General features: G+C 54.1%; 7 protein-coding genes and 1 tRNA gene. 5 read left to right on the forward strand and 3 right to left on the reverse strand.

Features of this window, described 5'->3' with window-relative positions; translation table 11 throughout:
* Positions 1–10 precede the first annotated feature (10 nt).
* Complete coding sequence (locus tag A3709_RS21365) at positions 11–1,345, reverse strand: dihydroorotase (RefSeq protein WP_066059558.1); 1,335 nt, start codon at positions 1,343–1,345, stop codon at positions 11–13.
* A 315-nt stretch (positions 1,346–1,660) separates the two neighbouring features.
* Here A3709_RS21365 and A3709_RS21370 point away from each other — a divergent pair, with 315 nt between their 5' ends.
* A complete protein-coding gene (locus tag A3709_RS21370) occupies positions 1,661–2,518 on the forward strand; it encodes a 6-carboxytetrahydropterin synthase (RefSeq protein ID WP_066059560.1) in 858 nt (285 codons plus the stop codon).
* Positions 2,519–2,822: 304 nt separating this feature from the next.
* Here A3709_RS21370 and A3709_RS21375 read toward each other — a convergent pair whose 3' ends face one another.
* Positions 2,823–4,268 (reverse strand): metallophosphoesterase, encoded by a 1,446-nt coding sequence (locus A3709_RS21375; protein ID WP_156507890.1) that lies wholly within the window; start codon positions 4,266–4,268, stop codon positions 2,823–2,825.
* A gap of 292 nt (positions 4,269–4,560) precedes the next feature.
* Here A3709_RS21375 and A3709_RS21380 point away from each other — a divergent pair, with 292 nt between their 5' ends.
* The 3 genes from A3709_RS21380 to A3709_RS21390 all read left to right on the forward strand — a co-directional run bounded on the left by A3709_RS21380 (position 4,561) and on the right by A3709_RS21390 (position 8,455).
* Positions 4,561–5,784 (forward strand): GTP-binding protein, encoded by a 1,224-nt coding sequence (locus tag A3709_RS21380; RefSeq protein WP_066059755.1) that lies wholly within the window; start codon positions 4,561–4,563, stop codon positions 5,782–5,784.
* A 46-nt stretch (positions 5,785–5,830) separates the two neighbouring features.
* Positions 5,831–6,979 (forward strand): alpha-hydroxy acid oxidase, encoded by a 1,149-nt coding sequence (locus A3709_RS21385; RefSeq protein ID WP_066059564.1) that lies wholly within the window; start codon positions 5,831–5,833, stop codon positions 6,977–6,979.
* A gap of 87 nt (positions 6,980–7,066) precedes the next feature.
* Positions 7,067–8,455, forward strand: a complete 1,389-nt coding sequence (locus A3709_RS21390; RefSeq protein ID WP_066059757.1) for a M17 family metallopeptidase — start codon at positions 7,067–7,069, stop codon at positions 8,453–8,455.
* A gap of 286 nt (positions 8,456–8,741) precedes the next feature.
* On the opposite strand, the gene A3709_RS21395 is transcribed toward A3709_RS21390, so the two are convergent.
* Positions 8,742–8,828, reverse strand: a tRNA-Leu gene (locus A3709_RS21395).
* Between the two features lie 299 nt (positions 8,829–9,127).
* Between A3709_RS21395 and A3709_RS21400 the strand changes: the two genes are divergently transcribed.
* Entirely contained in the window at positions 9,128–17,092 is a 7,965-nt protein-coding gene (locus tag A3709_RS21400) for a DUF11 domain-containing protein (protein ID WP_197484358.1), read from the forward strand.
* Positions 17,093–17,219 lie beyond the last annotated feature (127 nt).

The raw sequence follows: 17,219 nt of genomic DNA on the forward strand, positions 1-17,219 counted from the left end.
TTTTCGCGTATCAGCGGTTAAAGGCAAGGCGCATGGCGTGTGAGCGCTCGTCGCGCAGGTTTTCTCCGTCAAACACCAGCGTTCCATTCACCCAGGTGCTGCAGATGCGTGACGTGAACGTATGGCCGGTAAACGGAGACCAGCCGCACTTGTAGCGAATGCTCTCTTCGGTGACGGGGGAGGGCGCGCTTGGGTCGATCAACACCAGATCGGCATAGTAACCCTCACGAATGTAACCGCGTTCCTTCACACCGTAACGAATCGCCGGGTTGTGAGCGGTTTTCTCTACGACCTGAGCGGCACTCAGGCGCCCGTGGTGGACATGGTCCATCAGGGTGGGCAGTGCATGTTGAACCAATGGCAGGCCGGCTGGTGATTGCCGGTAAGGCTGCTCCTTTTCTTCGAGCGTGTGGGGAGCGTGATCCGTGGCAACAATATCGATCTTGCCTGTGTGGAGGGCGGCTAACAGGGCATCCCGGTCATCTTTACGCTTGATCGCGGGATTACACTTAATGAAATTGCCCTTCTCTGCGTAGTCCTCCTGGCTGAACCAAAGGTGATGTACGCAGGCTTCCGCGGTGATAGCTTTGCCTTCAATAGGGCCGGCCGTGAATAGATCCAACTCCTGAGCGGTGGTGATATGCAGTACGTGCAACTGTGAGCCATGCTGCTTCGCCAGCCTCACAGCGTACTCTGATGAGGCGTAGCATGCCGTCGCATCGCGCAGGACCGGGTGATCGTGAATGGTGAGCACATCCTTGTCGCGCAGAACCCGTTTATGATTCTCCAACATCACCGGGCCGCTTTCGCAGTGGGACACGATCAGTGCGGGTGAGTCACGAAAGATAGCATCCAGCGCCTCCGGATGCTCTACCAGCAAGTCGCCGGTCGATGCGCCCATAAAGACTTTGACGCCGCAATGTTGGTTCTTGTCCAGGCGTTTGATCTGCTCCAGGTTGTCTTCTGTTGCACCGAGGTAGAACGAATAGTTGGCGAGGGACCGATCCGCGGCAATGGCGAACTTGTCTTCAAGGGCTTCGATGGTGGTGGTTGCGGGGCTTACGTTGGGCATCTCCATATAGCTGGTGATGCCGCCTGCAACAGCCGCGCGAGACTCGCTGTAGATATCGCCCTTGTAGGTGAGGCCGGGTTCCCGAAAGTGTACCTGGTCATCAATCATTCCCGGCATCAGCAGGCAGCCCTCGACGTCAATCACCGTCTCCGAGTCGCGGGCATTCAGGGAAGGTGCTACTGAGGCGATCCGCTCGCCTTCGATACGCAAGTCGGCTTCAGTAATTTCGCCTTCATTGACGATAAGCGCGTTTTTGATCAGCGTTGATGTCATGGGTTATCTGGTTGCTTGTTCGTATGATCGCGGTGGGTAAGAGCGCTAACCTGGACAGTGAGGGGGTTGCAGTATGTCGCCTCGGCCATTGTGTTCTCTCCGAACTGGCGCGAAGGTTACCCCCCGGAGTGGCTCAGGCCCCCGGTGGCGCTGTGCACCAAAAAAGATATGATACAACATATCATTTGACGCGAAAAGTGAACGGTTACCATCTCAAGCTCCCACTCAGCCCATGCACCTATGTGGCGGTCGGTGTATCCTGCCGCGCCCCGTCCTCTATAATGACCCCTTTGTGAGCGCCAAGAGGGGCAACGAATGGCCCGATTGTTTGTAGAAAATCTGACCGTAATGGATTTTTCTTACCTCGATGCAGATCGCGGAGTGGTGGGTGAATCCTGGATTGTCGACATTGAACTGACCGGCGAGTTGGACGATCAGGGCATGGTGTTTGATTTTGGGCATGTCAAAAAACAGATCAAGCAGTTTGTCGACGCCCAGGCCGACCATCGCTTGTTGGTACCCGCCGCCCATCCGGGCTGTCGCACTCAGATGCAGGGTGAGCAATTGCGAGTAGAGTTTGAGCTGTCCTCCGGTGGATGCATCCGCCACATCTCGCCCCCGGATGCGGTGCTGTTGGTGCCCGAGGCGACGGTAGAGCCCGCGAGCATTTCGCGGTCCTTGGCGGAAGAGCTGAAACAGACTTTGCCAGGCAACGTTCATGGCGTATCGCTCCATTTTCGCACAGAGAGCATACAAGGCGCTTACTACCACTACACGCATGGCTTACAGCAGCATCAGGGGCAGTGTCAGCGGATCGCCCATGGGCATCGTTCCAGATTGGAAATCCAGGTTGATGGGCACCGCAACGAGGAACTGGAAGCCCGCTGGATGGCGCAATTTGAGGACGTCTACATCGCCTCCGAGTGGCATATTGTTAAGACCCCCGTGATCAACGGTATTGAACACACGCAGATGGTCTATACAGCACAGCAGGGCGATTTTGAAATGACCTTGCCCAGCGACCGGGTGGTCATCATTCCCCTGGTAAGTACCGTGGAGAATATCGCGGTCTACCTCGCGCAACAGACCGCCGCCAACTTGAGCGGCGAGGTGACCGTCAAAGCATTTGAGGGGCCGGCCAAGGGCGCCTACGGTTTCGCGAAAGGGGAATGATAGCGCGGTCTAATGTGTGCCCGCGTTGTCCTGTAGGTTGGCCTGTTCAAGCACGTGCGCTGTTGCCAGCGCCATCGCGTCCAGACGTGCGAACGAAGCCACACTTTAGATGCCATCAAGCTCTGCCCTATCCGCCAGAAATACCTTTGCCGTAACTACCGCCAGTATCGCGATACCGACGTACTACCCAGCGCGTGAACGTTGGCGAAACATCGCTATTCATTGCACTAGCACCCGAAGTTAGTGTGTCGACCAATTTTACCACCTGAGCTTCGAACGGTTGCTGTACAACAAATGCCCCTCATCAACGGGCGATTCCCTCCGGAGAGATTACAGGGGTAAACCGGCTGCGGAAGTCAGTCAGTTGCAGTGTGAAGTCATCTGCCATCATGAACTCTGCATCCGTTGCGTCTGGCTTTTCCTGGGCCTTGTACCAGTTAGCGTAGTTCTCAAAGTCGACGGAGAAGCCACCGTAATGGGGCGAGTAAGTGCGTACGGCGACCAGTGGGATCTCACCCGAGAAGTCAAACTGCATCAGCCTCAGCCAGCCATCGCCAATGCCAATCAAGCGATCTGCGACTCCGCGTATCGAAGGATCCACGTCCAGCAATGACTGGCCCCTGTCTTGGTAATCCGCCAGGATCTGAACAACCTCATTCCCACTGGCATTGGTATCGAATCGCACCGACTGACCGTGCTGGTGACCACATAGAACCAGGAATATCTGGTCGTTGGGGTATATCAACTTTTCATACAACTCCTGCGCAGAATTGTGCTGGTCGGGATCGAGGGCGGCCAGATCGATAATGGGATTGGCAATTCTCTCCCCTTCCTGATTCAGGTAGTCGTGGGTTGTGACAATGGTCGGGTACCCAGCATGCTCTCTCAGCACCTGCTTCGCCCAGTTGATCGCATCGTCAGGAGGGCTCATCTCCAGCGCGACGTGGAGGAAGCGATACCCACCTGCGGTGAACACCTGGGCCGAACTGGTGCCGCCGCCGTGACTGGATACGTACCACTGCTGGTCGCGGAAAAAATCGCTGCCGGCACCAAAGGCCGAGCGAAAGTTCTCAAGCCCTCCTACGTGCAGGCCGCCGATTACATTGCGGTCACTGGTATCCACATCATCTGAGAACAAGATCTTGAACAGACTTCCCGGGTAGCGGTCGTCGGTCCACATGGCATCGAAATCATGGTTCCCTGGTACCACCGAGAACGGCACACCGGCCTCTGCCAGCACTTGGTAGCCACTGACGGCCATGGGAACTTCAAACTCGAGCGTTTCAGGGCCATAGCCAACCTCGCCTGACAATGCGATAGGGGACCAGCGAGTGTAGTCGAAGCCACGCTCGCGGTGCTCCTCGTCCATCTGAAAGCTCTGGCGCTGCCAAACATCACCCACAGAGGTCGCGAAGACAATGTCGCCGCCATTGCTGACGCTGTTGGTGGCAATATATTCCATCATGCCCAGAAATTGGTCCGCGGCGTTGAAGGGAAAGTCGCCAAAGCCTTTCAGGTCTTGCCCTTGCTGAAAGCGAAAATCCAGCATGTTCTGTGTATCCGGGATAACCGCTATGGTGAAGCGGTCGCTAGCCCGGTCATCCGAAGCGTGCAGCGTAACAGCCAGAACGCTCAGCATCAGGCCAGTGAATGTTGCGCGAAGTAGCGACCCTAAGCAGGTTATTTCCGGCTTGGTGATGTCGTTGATGGCCAGCGGCCGCCCTGGCCTTTTGAATACAACGGCTCTCATTATTTCATTCCCCGAACAGATACCCTAGTCTAAACGATTTTCGATAGTCGCTAAGTGTAGTGAGGTTTATGGCCGTAATGCGGTTGGAGTTTCTTTTGCCACGCCTTTGAATCACCTGTCTTGAGGCGTCTCTTGGCCACTTACTTTCTGATCACTCGGGATCATTGCCAGAAAATTTCCTGAGCCAGGGCCTGGTCCGCAAAATCGACCGCTTCTCTATAAATGTTATGATGTAACATAACATAATTGCATTAAGCGGTTGGCCGCGAACTACCTGGGGAATGACATGGCGATGACGCAACCTATCGATAAGCGACTTCCGGTTACCGTGCTTTCGGGCTTCCTCGGCGCTGGCAAAACCACGTTGCTGAACAGGGTGCTGAACAATCGAGAGGGCCGAAAAGTAGCTGTCATCGTCAACGATATGTCCGAGGTGAACATTGACGCCAGCCTGGTGCGCACGGGCGCAGAACTCAGTCGCACGGACGAAACTCTGGTGGAAATGTCCAATGGCTGTATCTGTTGCACGCTGCGCGATGATCTTCTCGAGGAAGTTAGAAAGCTTGCCGCGGAAGAGCTCTTTGACTATCTACTGATAGAGTCTACAGGTATATCTGAGCCCCTTCCGGTAGCCGCAACCTTTGATTTTCGGTCTGAACAGGGAGAGAGTCTCTCGGACGTGGCGCGTCTGGATACAATGGTGACCGTGGTTGATGCAGTAAATCTCACGAACGATTTCTCAAGCCATGCGTTCCTCAGTGATCGCGGCGAAGTGATGGGTGAAGAAGATGAACGCACGTTGGTTCATCTGCTGACTGACCAGATCGAATTTTCTGACATCGTCGTCCTCAATAAGGTGGATGATGCCTTGCCTGAGCAGCTAGATGCTGCGCGCAAAATTATTCGCAGCCTCAATGCCGACGCCCGTGTTATTGAGACTAACTACTCGCAAGTGCCTGCTACGTCGATACTGGATACCGGACTTTTCGACTTCCAAAAGGCACAAGAACATCCGCTATGGGCGAAGGAACTTTACGGGTTCGCAGACCATACCCCTGAAAGCGAGGAATACGGCGTTAGCTCACATACTTACCGTGCCCGCCGACCGTTTCAGCCCGAGGCCATCCACGAACTGCTGAGCAACCCCCTGTCTGGCGTTATACGGGCAAAAGGCCATTTCTGGTTAGCCACACGTCCGAAGCTGGTCATCGAGTACTCACTGGCAGGAAAAATTTCGGGCTTTGATGCTATAGGCACCTGGTGGGCAAGCGAGATGCGCGATCGCTGGCCCCAAAGCGAAGAATTAGACGCTTACATAGAAGAGCATTGGCAAGAACCCTTCGGCGACCGCCGACAGGAGCTGGTGTTTATCGGTGCGGGAATCGACTGGCCCAGGCTAAAGGCGCAGCTGGATGCGGCGCTACTGCCGGAGGATCTGGACTACTCGCCGGGCGTCAAGTTCCGGATGCCGGATCCATTCCCGCGCTGGGCAACACAGATGGAAACCTGCATTTAGCCCTGCTCCTAACAAGACTAAAGACTCACCCACTACAGCAATACTTATGAGACTGAAAGACTGTCACAACTTCCAGAATTTTCGCTCACTCGCGAGACAAAAGCTTCCCGGCCCTATTTTTCACTACATCGACGGTGCAGCGGATGATGAGTGCACTTATCGTCGGAACACGGCTGCGTACGATGACTGCGACCTTATCCCCAATGTGCTCGCTGGGGTTGAACACGTGGATATGTCTGTCGAAGTTATGGGGCAGAAACTGGACCTGCCCATCTACTGTGCACCGACCGCACTCCAGCGCCTGTTCCATCACGAAGGCGAGCGGGCGGTAGCACGCGCCGCCAGAAAGCACGGCACTATGTTCGGGGTGTCCTCTCTCGCGACCGTAACCATAGAGGAGATCGCCGCCATCACCGATTCTCCCAAGATGTTTCAATTCTACTTTCACAAGGATCGCGGTCTCAATGACGCTCTTCTGGAGCGAGCGAAGGCGGCAAAATTTGACGTACTCGCGCTTACGGTGGACACTATCACCGGCGGCAATCGCGAGCGTGATCTGCGCACCGGCTTTACCTCGCCGCCACGCCTCAACCTGAGTTCGTTGATCAGTTTTGCCATGCACCCCTCTTGGGCCTGGAACTTTCTGACCCGAGGCAAGTTCGACATGCCCCACCTGTCCGGGTACGTCGCAGAAGGCACTAATGTGGCCGTTTCAGTTGGCGATTACTTCTCGACGATGCTCGATCAGTCAATGGACTGGGACGATGCAGAAAAGCTCTGTGCCCAGTGGGGTGGACAGTTTGCACTGAAGGGAATCATGAGTGTGGAAGATGCGCAAAGGGCCGTTGATATTGGCTGTACCGGCATCATGGTGTCCAACCACGGTGGACGTCAGTTGGATGGTTCGCGCAGCCCCTTTGATCAGCTGGCAGAAATTTGCGACGCCGTAGGCGACAAAGTCGACGTGATTTGTGAGGGCGGAATTCAACGTGGCACTCACATTCTCAAGGCCCTTTCGGTGGGTGCCAAGGCCTGCTCGGGCGGCCGCCTTTATTTGTATGCATTGGCGGCGGCCGGCGAGGCCGGTGTCGATCGCGCCCTCAATAACCTGCGCACAGAAATCGAGCGAGACATGAAGCTCATGGGGATTACATCGCTGGACCAGCTAAGCCGAGACAATCTGCGCTTCCGCTGAGAGCTGGGCAGCCCAATGGTGCACAGCTTGCGCCTAAGCACTATGCTGTCTGGCCGGTTCTACACACCTTCACAGACACGAGCATTTATGGACACACTTTCTGACGTTTTACTCACTACACCCGGCGCCAATAGCACAGCCATATTTGTGGTGAGTTCAGACGAGTTTGACACTTGGCAGAAAACTTTGTCGGAGGCAGAGCGCAACTGGCTTTCGCGCCAGTCTTTCACCGCCAAATCCGGTCAGTACGCCTGGCTGGAAGCCGATGGTAATGCCAGGGTGGTTTGCGGCTGGAACGGTGAGGCCGACCTGGCTACCCTGGGGCACCTCCCTCTGGCGTTGCCTGAGGGCGACTACCACCTGGTCAGCGACATCACTGATGTCCAGGCGCTGGGATGGGCATTGGGCGCCTACCAGTTCGATCGCTACAAGGCAGCAAAACGCCAACCAGCGCGTCTTTTCGTTGGCACCAGCGACAGCACCCGGCACATGGCGGATGCCGTTGCCCTGGGCAGAGACCTTATCAATACGCCAGCGGAAGATATGAATCCCGCAGACCTGTCGGAGGTCATCAGCGGCCTTGCCAGCAATTACGAAGCAAAGCTGAAGCTGTATCAAGGAGATGAGCTCCTAGATCTGGGCGCCCGGACGATCCACGCCGTGGGCCGGGCCGCAGATGCTCCTCCAGTACTGGCCGACCTGACCTGGGGCGACCCCCGGCATCCTAAAGTCACTCTGGTAGGCAAAGGCGTCACCTTCGACAGCGGTGGCCTGAATATCAAGCCCGGCTCAGGCATTCGCCAGATGAAGAAGGACATGGGGGGCGCTGCGATCGCCATCGGTCTGGCGCAATTGATTATGGCCACCCAACTCCCAGTACAATTGCGACTGCTCATTCCCGCGGCCGAGAACGCGATTGCTGGCAACGCTTTCAGGCCCGGTGATGTCATATCCACCTATAATGGTCTGACCGTAGAGATAGACAACACCGATGCTGAAGGTCGGCTTTTGCTCTGTGATGCCCTGGCGATGGCATCGGAGGACGATCCAGAGCTGATTATTGACTTCGCAACCCTCACCGGCGCAGCACGAATAGCGGTTGGTACCGAAATTTCGGCTATGTTTGCAACCTCTGATGAGGTGGCCCAGGCACTGCACACGCACGGCGAGTCCGCAGACGATCCGGTGTGGCGCATGCCGATTCATGAAGGTTACGAGCACATGCTGAAAAGCAATGTCGCCGATCTGGTGAATTCAGCGCCCACCGGTTACGCCGGCGCCACCACAGCAACGCTGTTTCTGAAGAAATTCGTCACCGATGTTGACTGGGTACACTTCGACATCATGGCATTTAACACCCGGGCCCGCCCTGGGCGACCAGAGGGTGGTGAGCCCATGGCACTCAGAGCCGTATACGAATACCTCACTGCACGTTATGGCCCCGGATCGCAGCTTGCTGACAGTCCCGACGTCTAGCGAAGAGGGCGATGGCTCGCGCTCAGCGTGCTTAAAAAAGCGGATGATCTGCGCAAGGTAGGTATCACCGTGCTAGGGACTAAATTCTCTGGTGGTCGGGTCCGAAGTATCATGGGTACTGACAAATTAACTGCTTTTCCTAAAAGAATTGGTGCCTAGGAGAGGGCGGTTCTCCGCTCTTTAGAAGCATTGCTTCGAGCGGAGTTCGCGCCGGCGCTGTATCAGCCGGCCGGAAGTCCGATCCTGGAAACGAAAAAGGCCGAGCATAGCTCGACCTTCCGTAATTTGGTGCCCAGGAGAGGACTTGAACCTCCACGCCCTTGCGAGCACTAGCACCTGAAGCTAGCGTGTCTACCAATTTCACCACCTGGGCATAGCCGTTTTGCTCTGCAAAACGCTAGGGTGCGCACTTTACTGTCAGATATAAGACTTGTCAACGGGATACTTACACTGAAATCGGCCATGTGCTACATAGGCAAAATCACGTGAAGCTGATCCGTGGCGCGCCAGCGATGATCGACACTTATTTTTCGGGTAGTTAAACTGCACGCTTCATTCAACAAACATACTTACCGAATAGTTGGTGTAATGCACAAAGTCCCTCGCCGAGTGCCACGCAATGCACGCGCGTTTTTTGAGCGCATTCTCCGCGCGTTCAGCTTCAAGCTGCTGATGCTGGTTGGGGCCAGTGCGTCCGCGCAGGTGCCTTCTGTCACAGTTGCACCGCCCACGGCACTTGAACCGCTGAGCGGCCTACCAGTAGAGCCCCTTATTGGCGAGCGTTTTTGTGCCAAGGCAAGTTTCGAAAATATTGCAGGTGATACGGGTTACGGCCCGTATCTGATAGCCGCTGTCGACCCTGGTATCTCTCAGCTATCTGTATCGTTTGTAGATGTTCAGCCAGTTTTGGCGCCCATTGGAACTTTTGGGCCTGATGGAGTGCTTATTGATCCAATTTCCGGCGCAGTGATCAACGGTGTTTTAGATGGTGCAGCTGAGAATGTACTGTATCCGGTGGGCGCTGTTGATGTGGGCACGCCTGCGCTCGATCTCGAGTTTTGCGGCGTCGTTGATGTGGATGTTACTCCAGAGGTGCCTCTGTTAGTGACGTTTATTCCCGGATTTCAGTTCGGTGATACCCCGACAGGGGATAATGGAGCAATTGTTGGTCAGCCCTTCAGTTCCACTGTAACGCCTAAGCTGGCACGCCTGCGAAAGTGGAACACTGCTCCTGAGAACGAACGTCCCCCAGGTCCCAGTCACCCTTTTAGCTATTTGTTGGATGTTGACGTTTCCGAGGGTGTCCTGCTGGCCGAGGTGGCTTTAAACGATGAGCTGCCGCCTGAAGTACAGTGGACCGGCAGGCCGATCACCATAGATGCGCCTCTCGGGCAAAATTGTGGTTTGTCAGGACTGCCCAACTTTCCACCTAATCCTGGAGGGGCAGTGGCGCTTAGTTGCGACTCGCTGCTGGGTTCTAGCAGCGACCGAGACCTAAGGATGTCCGTCCCTGTATATATTACCGATATCTTGGATGAGACCTTTGATGATCGTCAACCTCTGATCAATGAAGGTACGTTGGACTACGATTTCGGGCCCGGTAACTATCAAGACAGTGATCCCAGCGAGGTTGTTGCAGTTCATGGTGCAGTACAGAAAATTCTGACTGAGGGTAACCGTCCGCCAGCGGCTAATCTTCCAGGCGATGTACTGACGTATTCCGTGAATTTCCAGTTAACTGACTATCCGGAGTTGACGGGAGCAGGTGCGAATAATTTCGTTATTACGGATGTTGTGCCTGATGGCCTTGCGTTCATCGAGACACTCGAACTAGATATTGACGGGACTATCATCCCTGGCGCTGATGTGGTCGTTAGTATTGCAACCGATACGCCCTCTTTAGGTGAAACCACTATTACCTGGGACATCGGTTCAACTCTAGGGAGTCCCGGCTCTTTCGTTCCCAATGGAGTTAACGGGCGGCTGCGGTATCGAACAGAGATACTCACTCGGTACAAAAATCCCGATGGTCCCGTGAACGCGGGTGACCGCTTTTTCAATACCGCCTCTGCCGATTTTGGACTCACAGAAGGTGCTTCGGGAAGCGATGACACCGATGAGAGGATAGACATCGAGCGCAATGTTGCTGATAAAGTGCTCTCAACACCACCCTCGCCAGGTACGGGAGATACTATTCAGCCAGGGTCGCTCGTCACGTTTACGCTCTCACTGAGCATTCCCGCAGGGTCTTCTTCCAACGTAGTCGTGACCGATTACTTGCCTAAACCAGTGTTTGATGTGGTTAACCTGCCGCCGACCGTCATTTCATCTGTGCCACCCCTTGCAGAGAGCATTCTTGACAATGACAACGCGGTAAGGCTCGAGTACGGGAATATAGAGTCGCCAACCCCTCTTGATGTAGAGATTGAAATTACCGCGGAGGTAACTTCCGAGCCGTTTGCCGATGAGCTTTTCCTAACTAATTTAATGCAAACTCAGTACACGGATACTGATGGCAGAATTATCTCCGATCAAGACGCCGCGGGTATCACTGTGGGTGCGCCCGAATTAGTGATCACGAAAGGTATCGTCAGTATCGATAACCCGGCCGCATCGCTGGACCCGGGGCCCACGTTGACGCCGGTGGATTCCGATGGCCGTGATGCGGATGCGTTCGACCGGATTAGTTACCGTATTACTGTCGAAAACGTGGGTAGCCAGCCTGCATACTTCGTGACGATTAGCGACCCGGAGATCCCCGAACTCGACTGCGATGACACCTCTGTAGCGGTGACAAACGGAACAGGTGACATACTTGCTCCCACTGGAAGCCTGGCGGATGGCCTGGTCATCCCAGGGGTGGTGTCGGCTAACGACGACAACCCTGCGGGCGGAGGAGCGCCCTTCGGTGACGACACGGTGTTCGTAGATCTTGACTGCACCCTTACTGAGAGTGTCACGCCATTGCAGGTGGTGAGCAATACTGCCTCTGTGACGTGGGTCTCCACAAATGACGCAAATGATGTGCCATTTCCTGCTATCAGCGACGATGCTAACGTCACAATCGCCGCCCCTGTAGTCACAAAGTCGATAGTGGGTGTAACGCCTGGTTACGTTTTTGATGCTAGTGCGCCGCCTCGCGCACAGATTGGCGAGGTGGTGACATATCAATTGGAGATAAGGCTTCCGGAGGGTACAACGCCTGTAGCGAGGCTGGAGGATATACTCGACGAAGGCTTTGCTCATGTCGCGATTAATGAGCTATTGCTGCCCGCGGAGGTCGAAAGCGATATTGGTAATGCGGCCGCCATTCTGAACAGGGCGGGTTTTTTGCCGGTCGGTGGTGGCAGTGAAGCGCCAGATCGACTTTTGGTGCTTGGTCCGACCAAAGCTCTTAGTGGCTTTGGAACACTCGTTAACAGAAACGACGATAACAGTGTGGCGGAGGTGCTGAGGCTGCAATATCAAGCTCGTGTCTTGAACTCGGCTGGAAATGTTGCCGGACAGCAGCGTAGAAATGTAGCGAGATGGTTCTGGCAAACGGCAGATGGCATAGAACGCAGAGTGCAAGATCGCGCATCGAGTGTCATTGTCAGTGAGCCCGATCTGCGCTTGCGCAAACGATTTACGCCTGATATCGGCAATAACACAACGCCACCTGCTGTCCAGATTACCGTGTCGCACCGTGGCGCGTCTTCTGGCGATGCCTTTGATCTTGAGGTGGTTGATCAGCTGCCACTCGATTTTCGGGTCGCCGGTGGAACCGGCGGTGTGACGTTGTCGGCCGGCTGTGGCGTGAATACCACCGTCGCTATAGACGAGGGTCTAGGCATTTTGCCAGACCTGCTCAGCGTCACGCTCGACGAATTTCCACTGGGCGCCCAGCCCTGCCAAATTAGCTTTGATACAGAGCTGAAGGTGCCCGAGTTGCCTGCCGGAGCGCTGATAGAGAATTGTGCCGAACTTCAGTGGCAGAGTCTTTTTAGCGATGATCAACCGCTGATCGCCCCCCCTAACAACACCATCGCCGTGGAGCGCACTGGGGATGTTGTGGACATTGGTGGAGCTGCAAACGACTATCGTAAGAATGCATGCGACGTCTTTCAGGTGCTTGGCGTCGGAATTGTTAAATCGGTAACGGGCTCCAGCCAAAGCCACACCGATAATGTCTCGAGTAGCTCGGGTGAACCCGGCGTCGAGACGCTGACTATCGGTGAGAAGGTGGATTTCGCGCTAATTACTACAGTGCCAGATGTCGCGGTGCTTGAGCTGGAGATCGTGGACTTTTTGCCGCGTGCTGAAGTGGTGCTGGAATACATCCGTGATTCAGTAGAAGTCACGGTTGGCTCGGACTTGCAACCTGACTTTCCAGACCCTGACGTTATTGAAAGTGACTCCGATAGCGACGGCGTAGTGGATACCATTACATTAGATTTCGGCAATGTTTTGCAATTTAATGATGGGGTTGTTAATGAAGACGACCGTATAAGAATAAACTTCACTGCTCAGGTACTTGATGTGCCAAGCAATAGGAACAACGACGTCGATGCAAATAACGCACTCGCTAAGTTCGTGCCGGCTACTGAATCCGGCAGTGATAGCTACCCTATCGAGATAGTTGAACCGCTACTGAATATCAGTAAAGCTGCAGATGTTAGCCAGGCAGACGCCTCCGACGAAATTCGTTACAGGCTGACTGTCGAACACAATCCTCAGTCACGCGTCAACGCGCAAGAGGTAGTGTTACAGGATGAGCTACCAGACAAGCTCACACTGATACCGGCTTCGCTGGCATTGTCGGGTAACTGCACGGACCCACCTGAAGAACTGTTGGTTTCCGGCCGCACGATCACTGCACAATGGGATGACTTTGTCATAGGTGCCACGTGCGACATTGAGTTCAGCGCTACGGTCGATATTCTCGCGATAGCCGGAGAACTCATTGTAAATGAAGCGGATCTTAGCTGGTCCAGTTTGAACGATGACGAGCAACCAGCAGATCCTCAGGATAGGGTTTACACAGATACTGCGCAGTGGGAAGTCATTGTGAGTCCACCCGGCTTGCTGAAACGGCTGACTGCGACGAGTGAAGTCGATACTCCAGAAGGGTTCTTCGGTGATGCTGAGCTGACCATAGGCGAAGAGGCCACCTTTACGTTGGCGTCAAGTTTTCCCGACGGCACCACTTTAGACGCTGTGCTGTCCGATTTGCTGCCCAGCAATGACGTTGAGCTCGAACTTGTGGCGGCGGAGGTCACCGCCATCGGGGGTGATTTATTGACTTTGGCGCCGGGTGTTGTCGTAGGACAACAAGAAGGCGCCTGCACTCCCGCATCGCCTGAATGCTTGCAATGGGAGATTGGCACTGTGATCAACGCCCCGGATAACAGGCCTACACCTGATGAAGGTGACGTTGCCCAGTTCGACGTCACAGTCAGAGTCATCGACAGTCCTGTGAATTCAGGTGCCCCCAGTGACGATAAGGATCTCCTTAACCGCGCAATTCTCAAGACCTCGGAAAATGAATTCTCCTCCGTGGCGAGGTTCGATATTGTCGAGCCCAAGCTGCGACTGGCAAAGCTAACTTCCAATGGCACATCGCTAAAAACGACGACGGCTGGAGCTCAAGAGGTTTTTACGCTGCGCATCGAGCATACCGAACAGTCCACGGCCAACGCGCGCAGGATTGTTGTTACAGATGAACTGTCGCCACAAACAACCTGGATTCGCAATGATGAGGTGGATAGCAATTGTGCTGGTTTGGTGATCCAGTCCCCAGGGCAAAATTCGACCGGGGTAGTCACATTCGAGTTCGATCGACTCAGGCTTGCCGGCCAGTCTTGTGAGATATCCTATCCAGTGACAGTATCGTCTTCGCTTCCTGACCAGGGTGTATTTGTCAATCGTGCAGATATGCAATGGCGTTCAGGCGAAAGTGACGGTGCACGGGCATATGACACAGCAGCGGCAGCGACACTATATCGATCAGAGAAGCCTGTCGTCAGTAAGCAAGTTGCTGCAACTAGTGTTTCTGAAACACGTGCTGGAGTACCTATACTGGGACAGTTACCGCAGGTAGCCATCGGTGAGCAGATCAATTATCGGCTTGTGTTGCGTTTCCCCGAGGGCGAAACAGACAACGTCGTCGTCGAGGACCTTTTTGACAACACCGACGGTGTGCTGACTTTACTCGGCGGCGATCTGACGTTCCTCGGGCGGAATATAACAGTTAGCAGCATCTCACCGCCAATTGTCGATGCGGAAAGCATTCGCGTGGTTCTTGGGGATGTTGAGAATAATGCTGATTTGCAAGTTGATCTGGGTGATGTCGTGGTTCTACAGCTCGATCTTCAAGTAAGAGACATTTCCGAAAATGCAGCGGGTGATATTCTTACGAACGAGGTCAATTTAAGCTTTGGTTCTGGATTAGCCGCCGGCGTGGCCACGGCGTCCGTAGATGTGGAGGTCGTAGAGCCCGAGCTACTGGCGACGAAAAAATTTATAGATACCGACTCGGCGGTAGTCACGCTCGAGATTGGTGTGGAAAACGTTGGCAATGCGCCTGCGTTCGACCTGATGTTGATTGATGAATTCCCTGTGAGTGTGTGGCTACCCGGTAGTCTTGATCCAGTCAGTGTGCCTAAAGGGTTTCGTCTCACTGAGGCGTTGGTGGGTGACCAGATCGAGATCAAGTTGGTATCAGAAACGGTATCTACGACCCCCTCTGCAGACCAAGTGCTTCTGCCAGGGAATAGTAATAGCGTCACCTTCAGTATGACCCTTCAGAATGATGGCCTGCCTGGCCCAACAAGTATCGAAAATACTGCGACTATCATAGCCAGCTCTCTACCAGGCGTTTTTGACGATGGTATAGAGCGTACTTACACGGTTGAGGCCAGCGATACATTGCAATTGCCGGCTGTAGATCTTCTTAAATCTTGGTCTGGTCCGAATGACCCAGCATTACCCGGGGACACCCTTCTTTACACGGTAACAGCGCGCAATACCGGTCAGGCCCTGCTCACTGACGTCAATGTTACCGATGAGCCCGAGTCACCCAGTGAGTTTCAAAGCGGGACTGTGAATGCCCCTGGAGGCGTTGTAGTAGAGGGTAATACACCGGGCGATAGCGAGATAATAGTTGAGTTTGCAGCGATTGCGCCGGGAGCAGAGGCAACTTTTTCTTATCAGGTGAAGGTGCCGCTGCCTTATCCAGCTGGCATCGTGAGTGCCGAGCGGCTGGAGAACCAGGCCATTTTGACGTCGAAAGAGTTACCTGACATTAGATCTGATGATCCTACAACGATAGAGCCAGATGACATCACCATAGTCCCGATTGTTGCTGACCCAATCATGAGTATTGGCAAGACTGACAATGAGGTTAGGGCAGATCCTGGTGACTTGTTGGCCTATGAAATTTCATACGGTAATGCTGGCAACCAGGATGCGACTGGAGTAGTGATTAGCGAGACTGTGCCGGCGAATACGACGTTTCAAGACGCCCTAACGTCGGCTCCCTGGATTTGCACCGGACGAAATTGCACGCTCGATATTGGCACACTCGCGGGCGGCGAGTCTACAACGGCTGATTTTGTTGTGCGGATTGATGATCCGATTAGTGATACTGGAGTTTTCTTTATCGAGAATACAGTCGGGATCGTTGAAGATGGTCTCGAATTTGACGGCCCTTCAACACCGTCCGCTGATACGGGCAATGACTTCACATTTCTGCAAGCTTTCCCCGAGTTGGTAGTCGTGAAAAATGACGGTGGCACAACGGTTATACCAGGTCAGACTTATGCGTTCGAGATCGCGTACGGAAATGTTGGAGACGAGGGTGCTCTTAACGTTACGTTAAGTGAGACCGTGCCTGAGTTTACGACTTTTAGCCGCGCTTCTAGCTCACCTGCCTGGGTCTGTGATGGCAGTGTAGCTGGCTCTATCTGTACGCTCGATATAGGCGATTTACCGGCTGGTACCGGGGGCGTGGTCGAATTTGGACTCACGACTGATTTCCCCGCGCTCGCGGGCGCTGAATTGATCCTGAATACGGTGCGTGTAGAAGCCGAAGCTGGGATACTGGGCTTAACGTTGGAGGACGCAGATTCTGACATTACCCCTCTGATCGCTCGTCCAGATCTGGAGATAACTAAGGACCTGCCCGGAGTGGAGATTTCGATAGGGGACGTTTTGGTTTATCGAGTTCTCTATAAGCAGGTCGGCAATCAGAATGCGACTGGCGTCGTAGTGCGTGAAATTGTTCCATTGGGGACAATATTTGATGAGAGCAATTCTAGCGCCGGTTGGAGCTGCGCAGTCGATGCACCAGCGGGTACGCTGTGCGAGCTTAGTGTCGGAAACATGGAGGCGGGTGAATCTAGGGAAGCCATGTTTGCCGTTAAAGTTACCGAAATTTCAGATACCAATGGCATTCAAAACGTTGTCACAGTCAGTGATAACGGCAGCAATGGTTTGGATCCGACGCCAGAAAACAATATTTTTCGTTTGGTAACTCCTTACTTTCTTGAAACTATGAATATACCTGCGATGCCCAGAGCTTTGCTGATCTTGTTGGTGTTAGGGCTGTGTTTGATGGGCGCAAACCGTTTGAGACATCGTAGCCGACGGGACATGTGAGCAAGCGAAGGTTCATTAGGCACTAGGATCTGCGCCCAGCAAATAGAGCAAGGTAAGTTCGACCACCAGGGAAAAGTATTTCGTAATTAACGAGGCCTGGTTTGATGAAGACCGAGTGATTAATTGT

It is taken from the genome of Halioglobus sp. HI00S01 (assembly GCF_001635445.1).
Taxonomy (GTDB): Bacteria; Pseudomonadota; Gammaproteobacteria; order Pseudomonadales; family Halieaceae; genus Halioglobus; species Halioglobus japonicus.

Bases quoted from the DNA above. Each gene is read 5' to 3' on its own strand.
- A3709_RS21385 (WP_066059564.1), top strand. From the start codon at position 5,831: ATGAGACTGAAAGACTGTCACAACTTCCAGAATTTTCGCTCACTCGCG.
- A3709_RS21380 (WP_066059755.1), top strand. From the start codon at position 4,561: ATGACGCAACCTATCGATAAGCGACTTCCGGTTACCGTGCTTTCGGGC.
- A3709_RS21400 (WP_197484358.1), top strand. From the start codon at position 9,128: ATGCTGGTTGGGGCCAGTGCGTCCGCGCAGGTGCCTTCTGTCACAGTT.
- A3709_RS21365 (WP_066059558.1), bottom strand. From the start codon at position 1,345: ATGACATCAACGCTGATCAAAAACGCGCTTATCGTCAATGAAGGCGAA.
- A3709_RS21370 (WP_066059560.1), top strand. From the start codon at position 1,661: ATGGCCCGATTGTTTGTAGAAAATCTGACCGTAATGGATTTTTCTTAC.
- A3709_RS21375 (WP_156507890.1), bottom strand. From the start codon at position 4,268: ATGAGAGCCGTTGTATTCAAAAGGCCAGGGCGGCCGCTGGCCATCAAC.
- A3709_RS21390 (WP_066059757.1), top strand. From the start codon at position 7,067: ATGGACACACTTTCTGACGTTTTACTCACTACACCCGGCGCCAATAGC.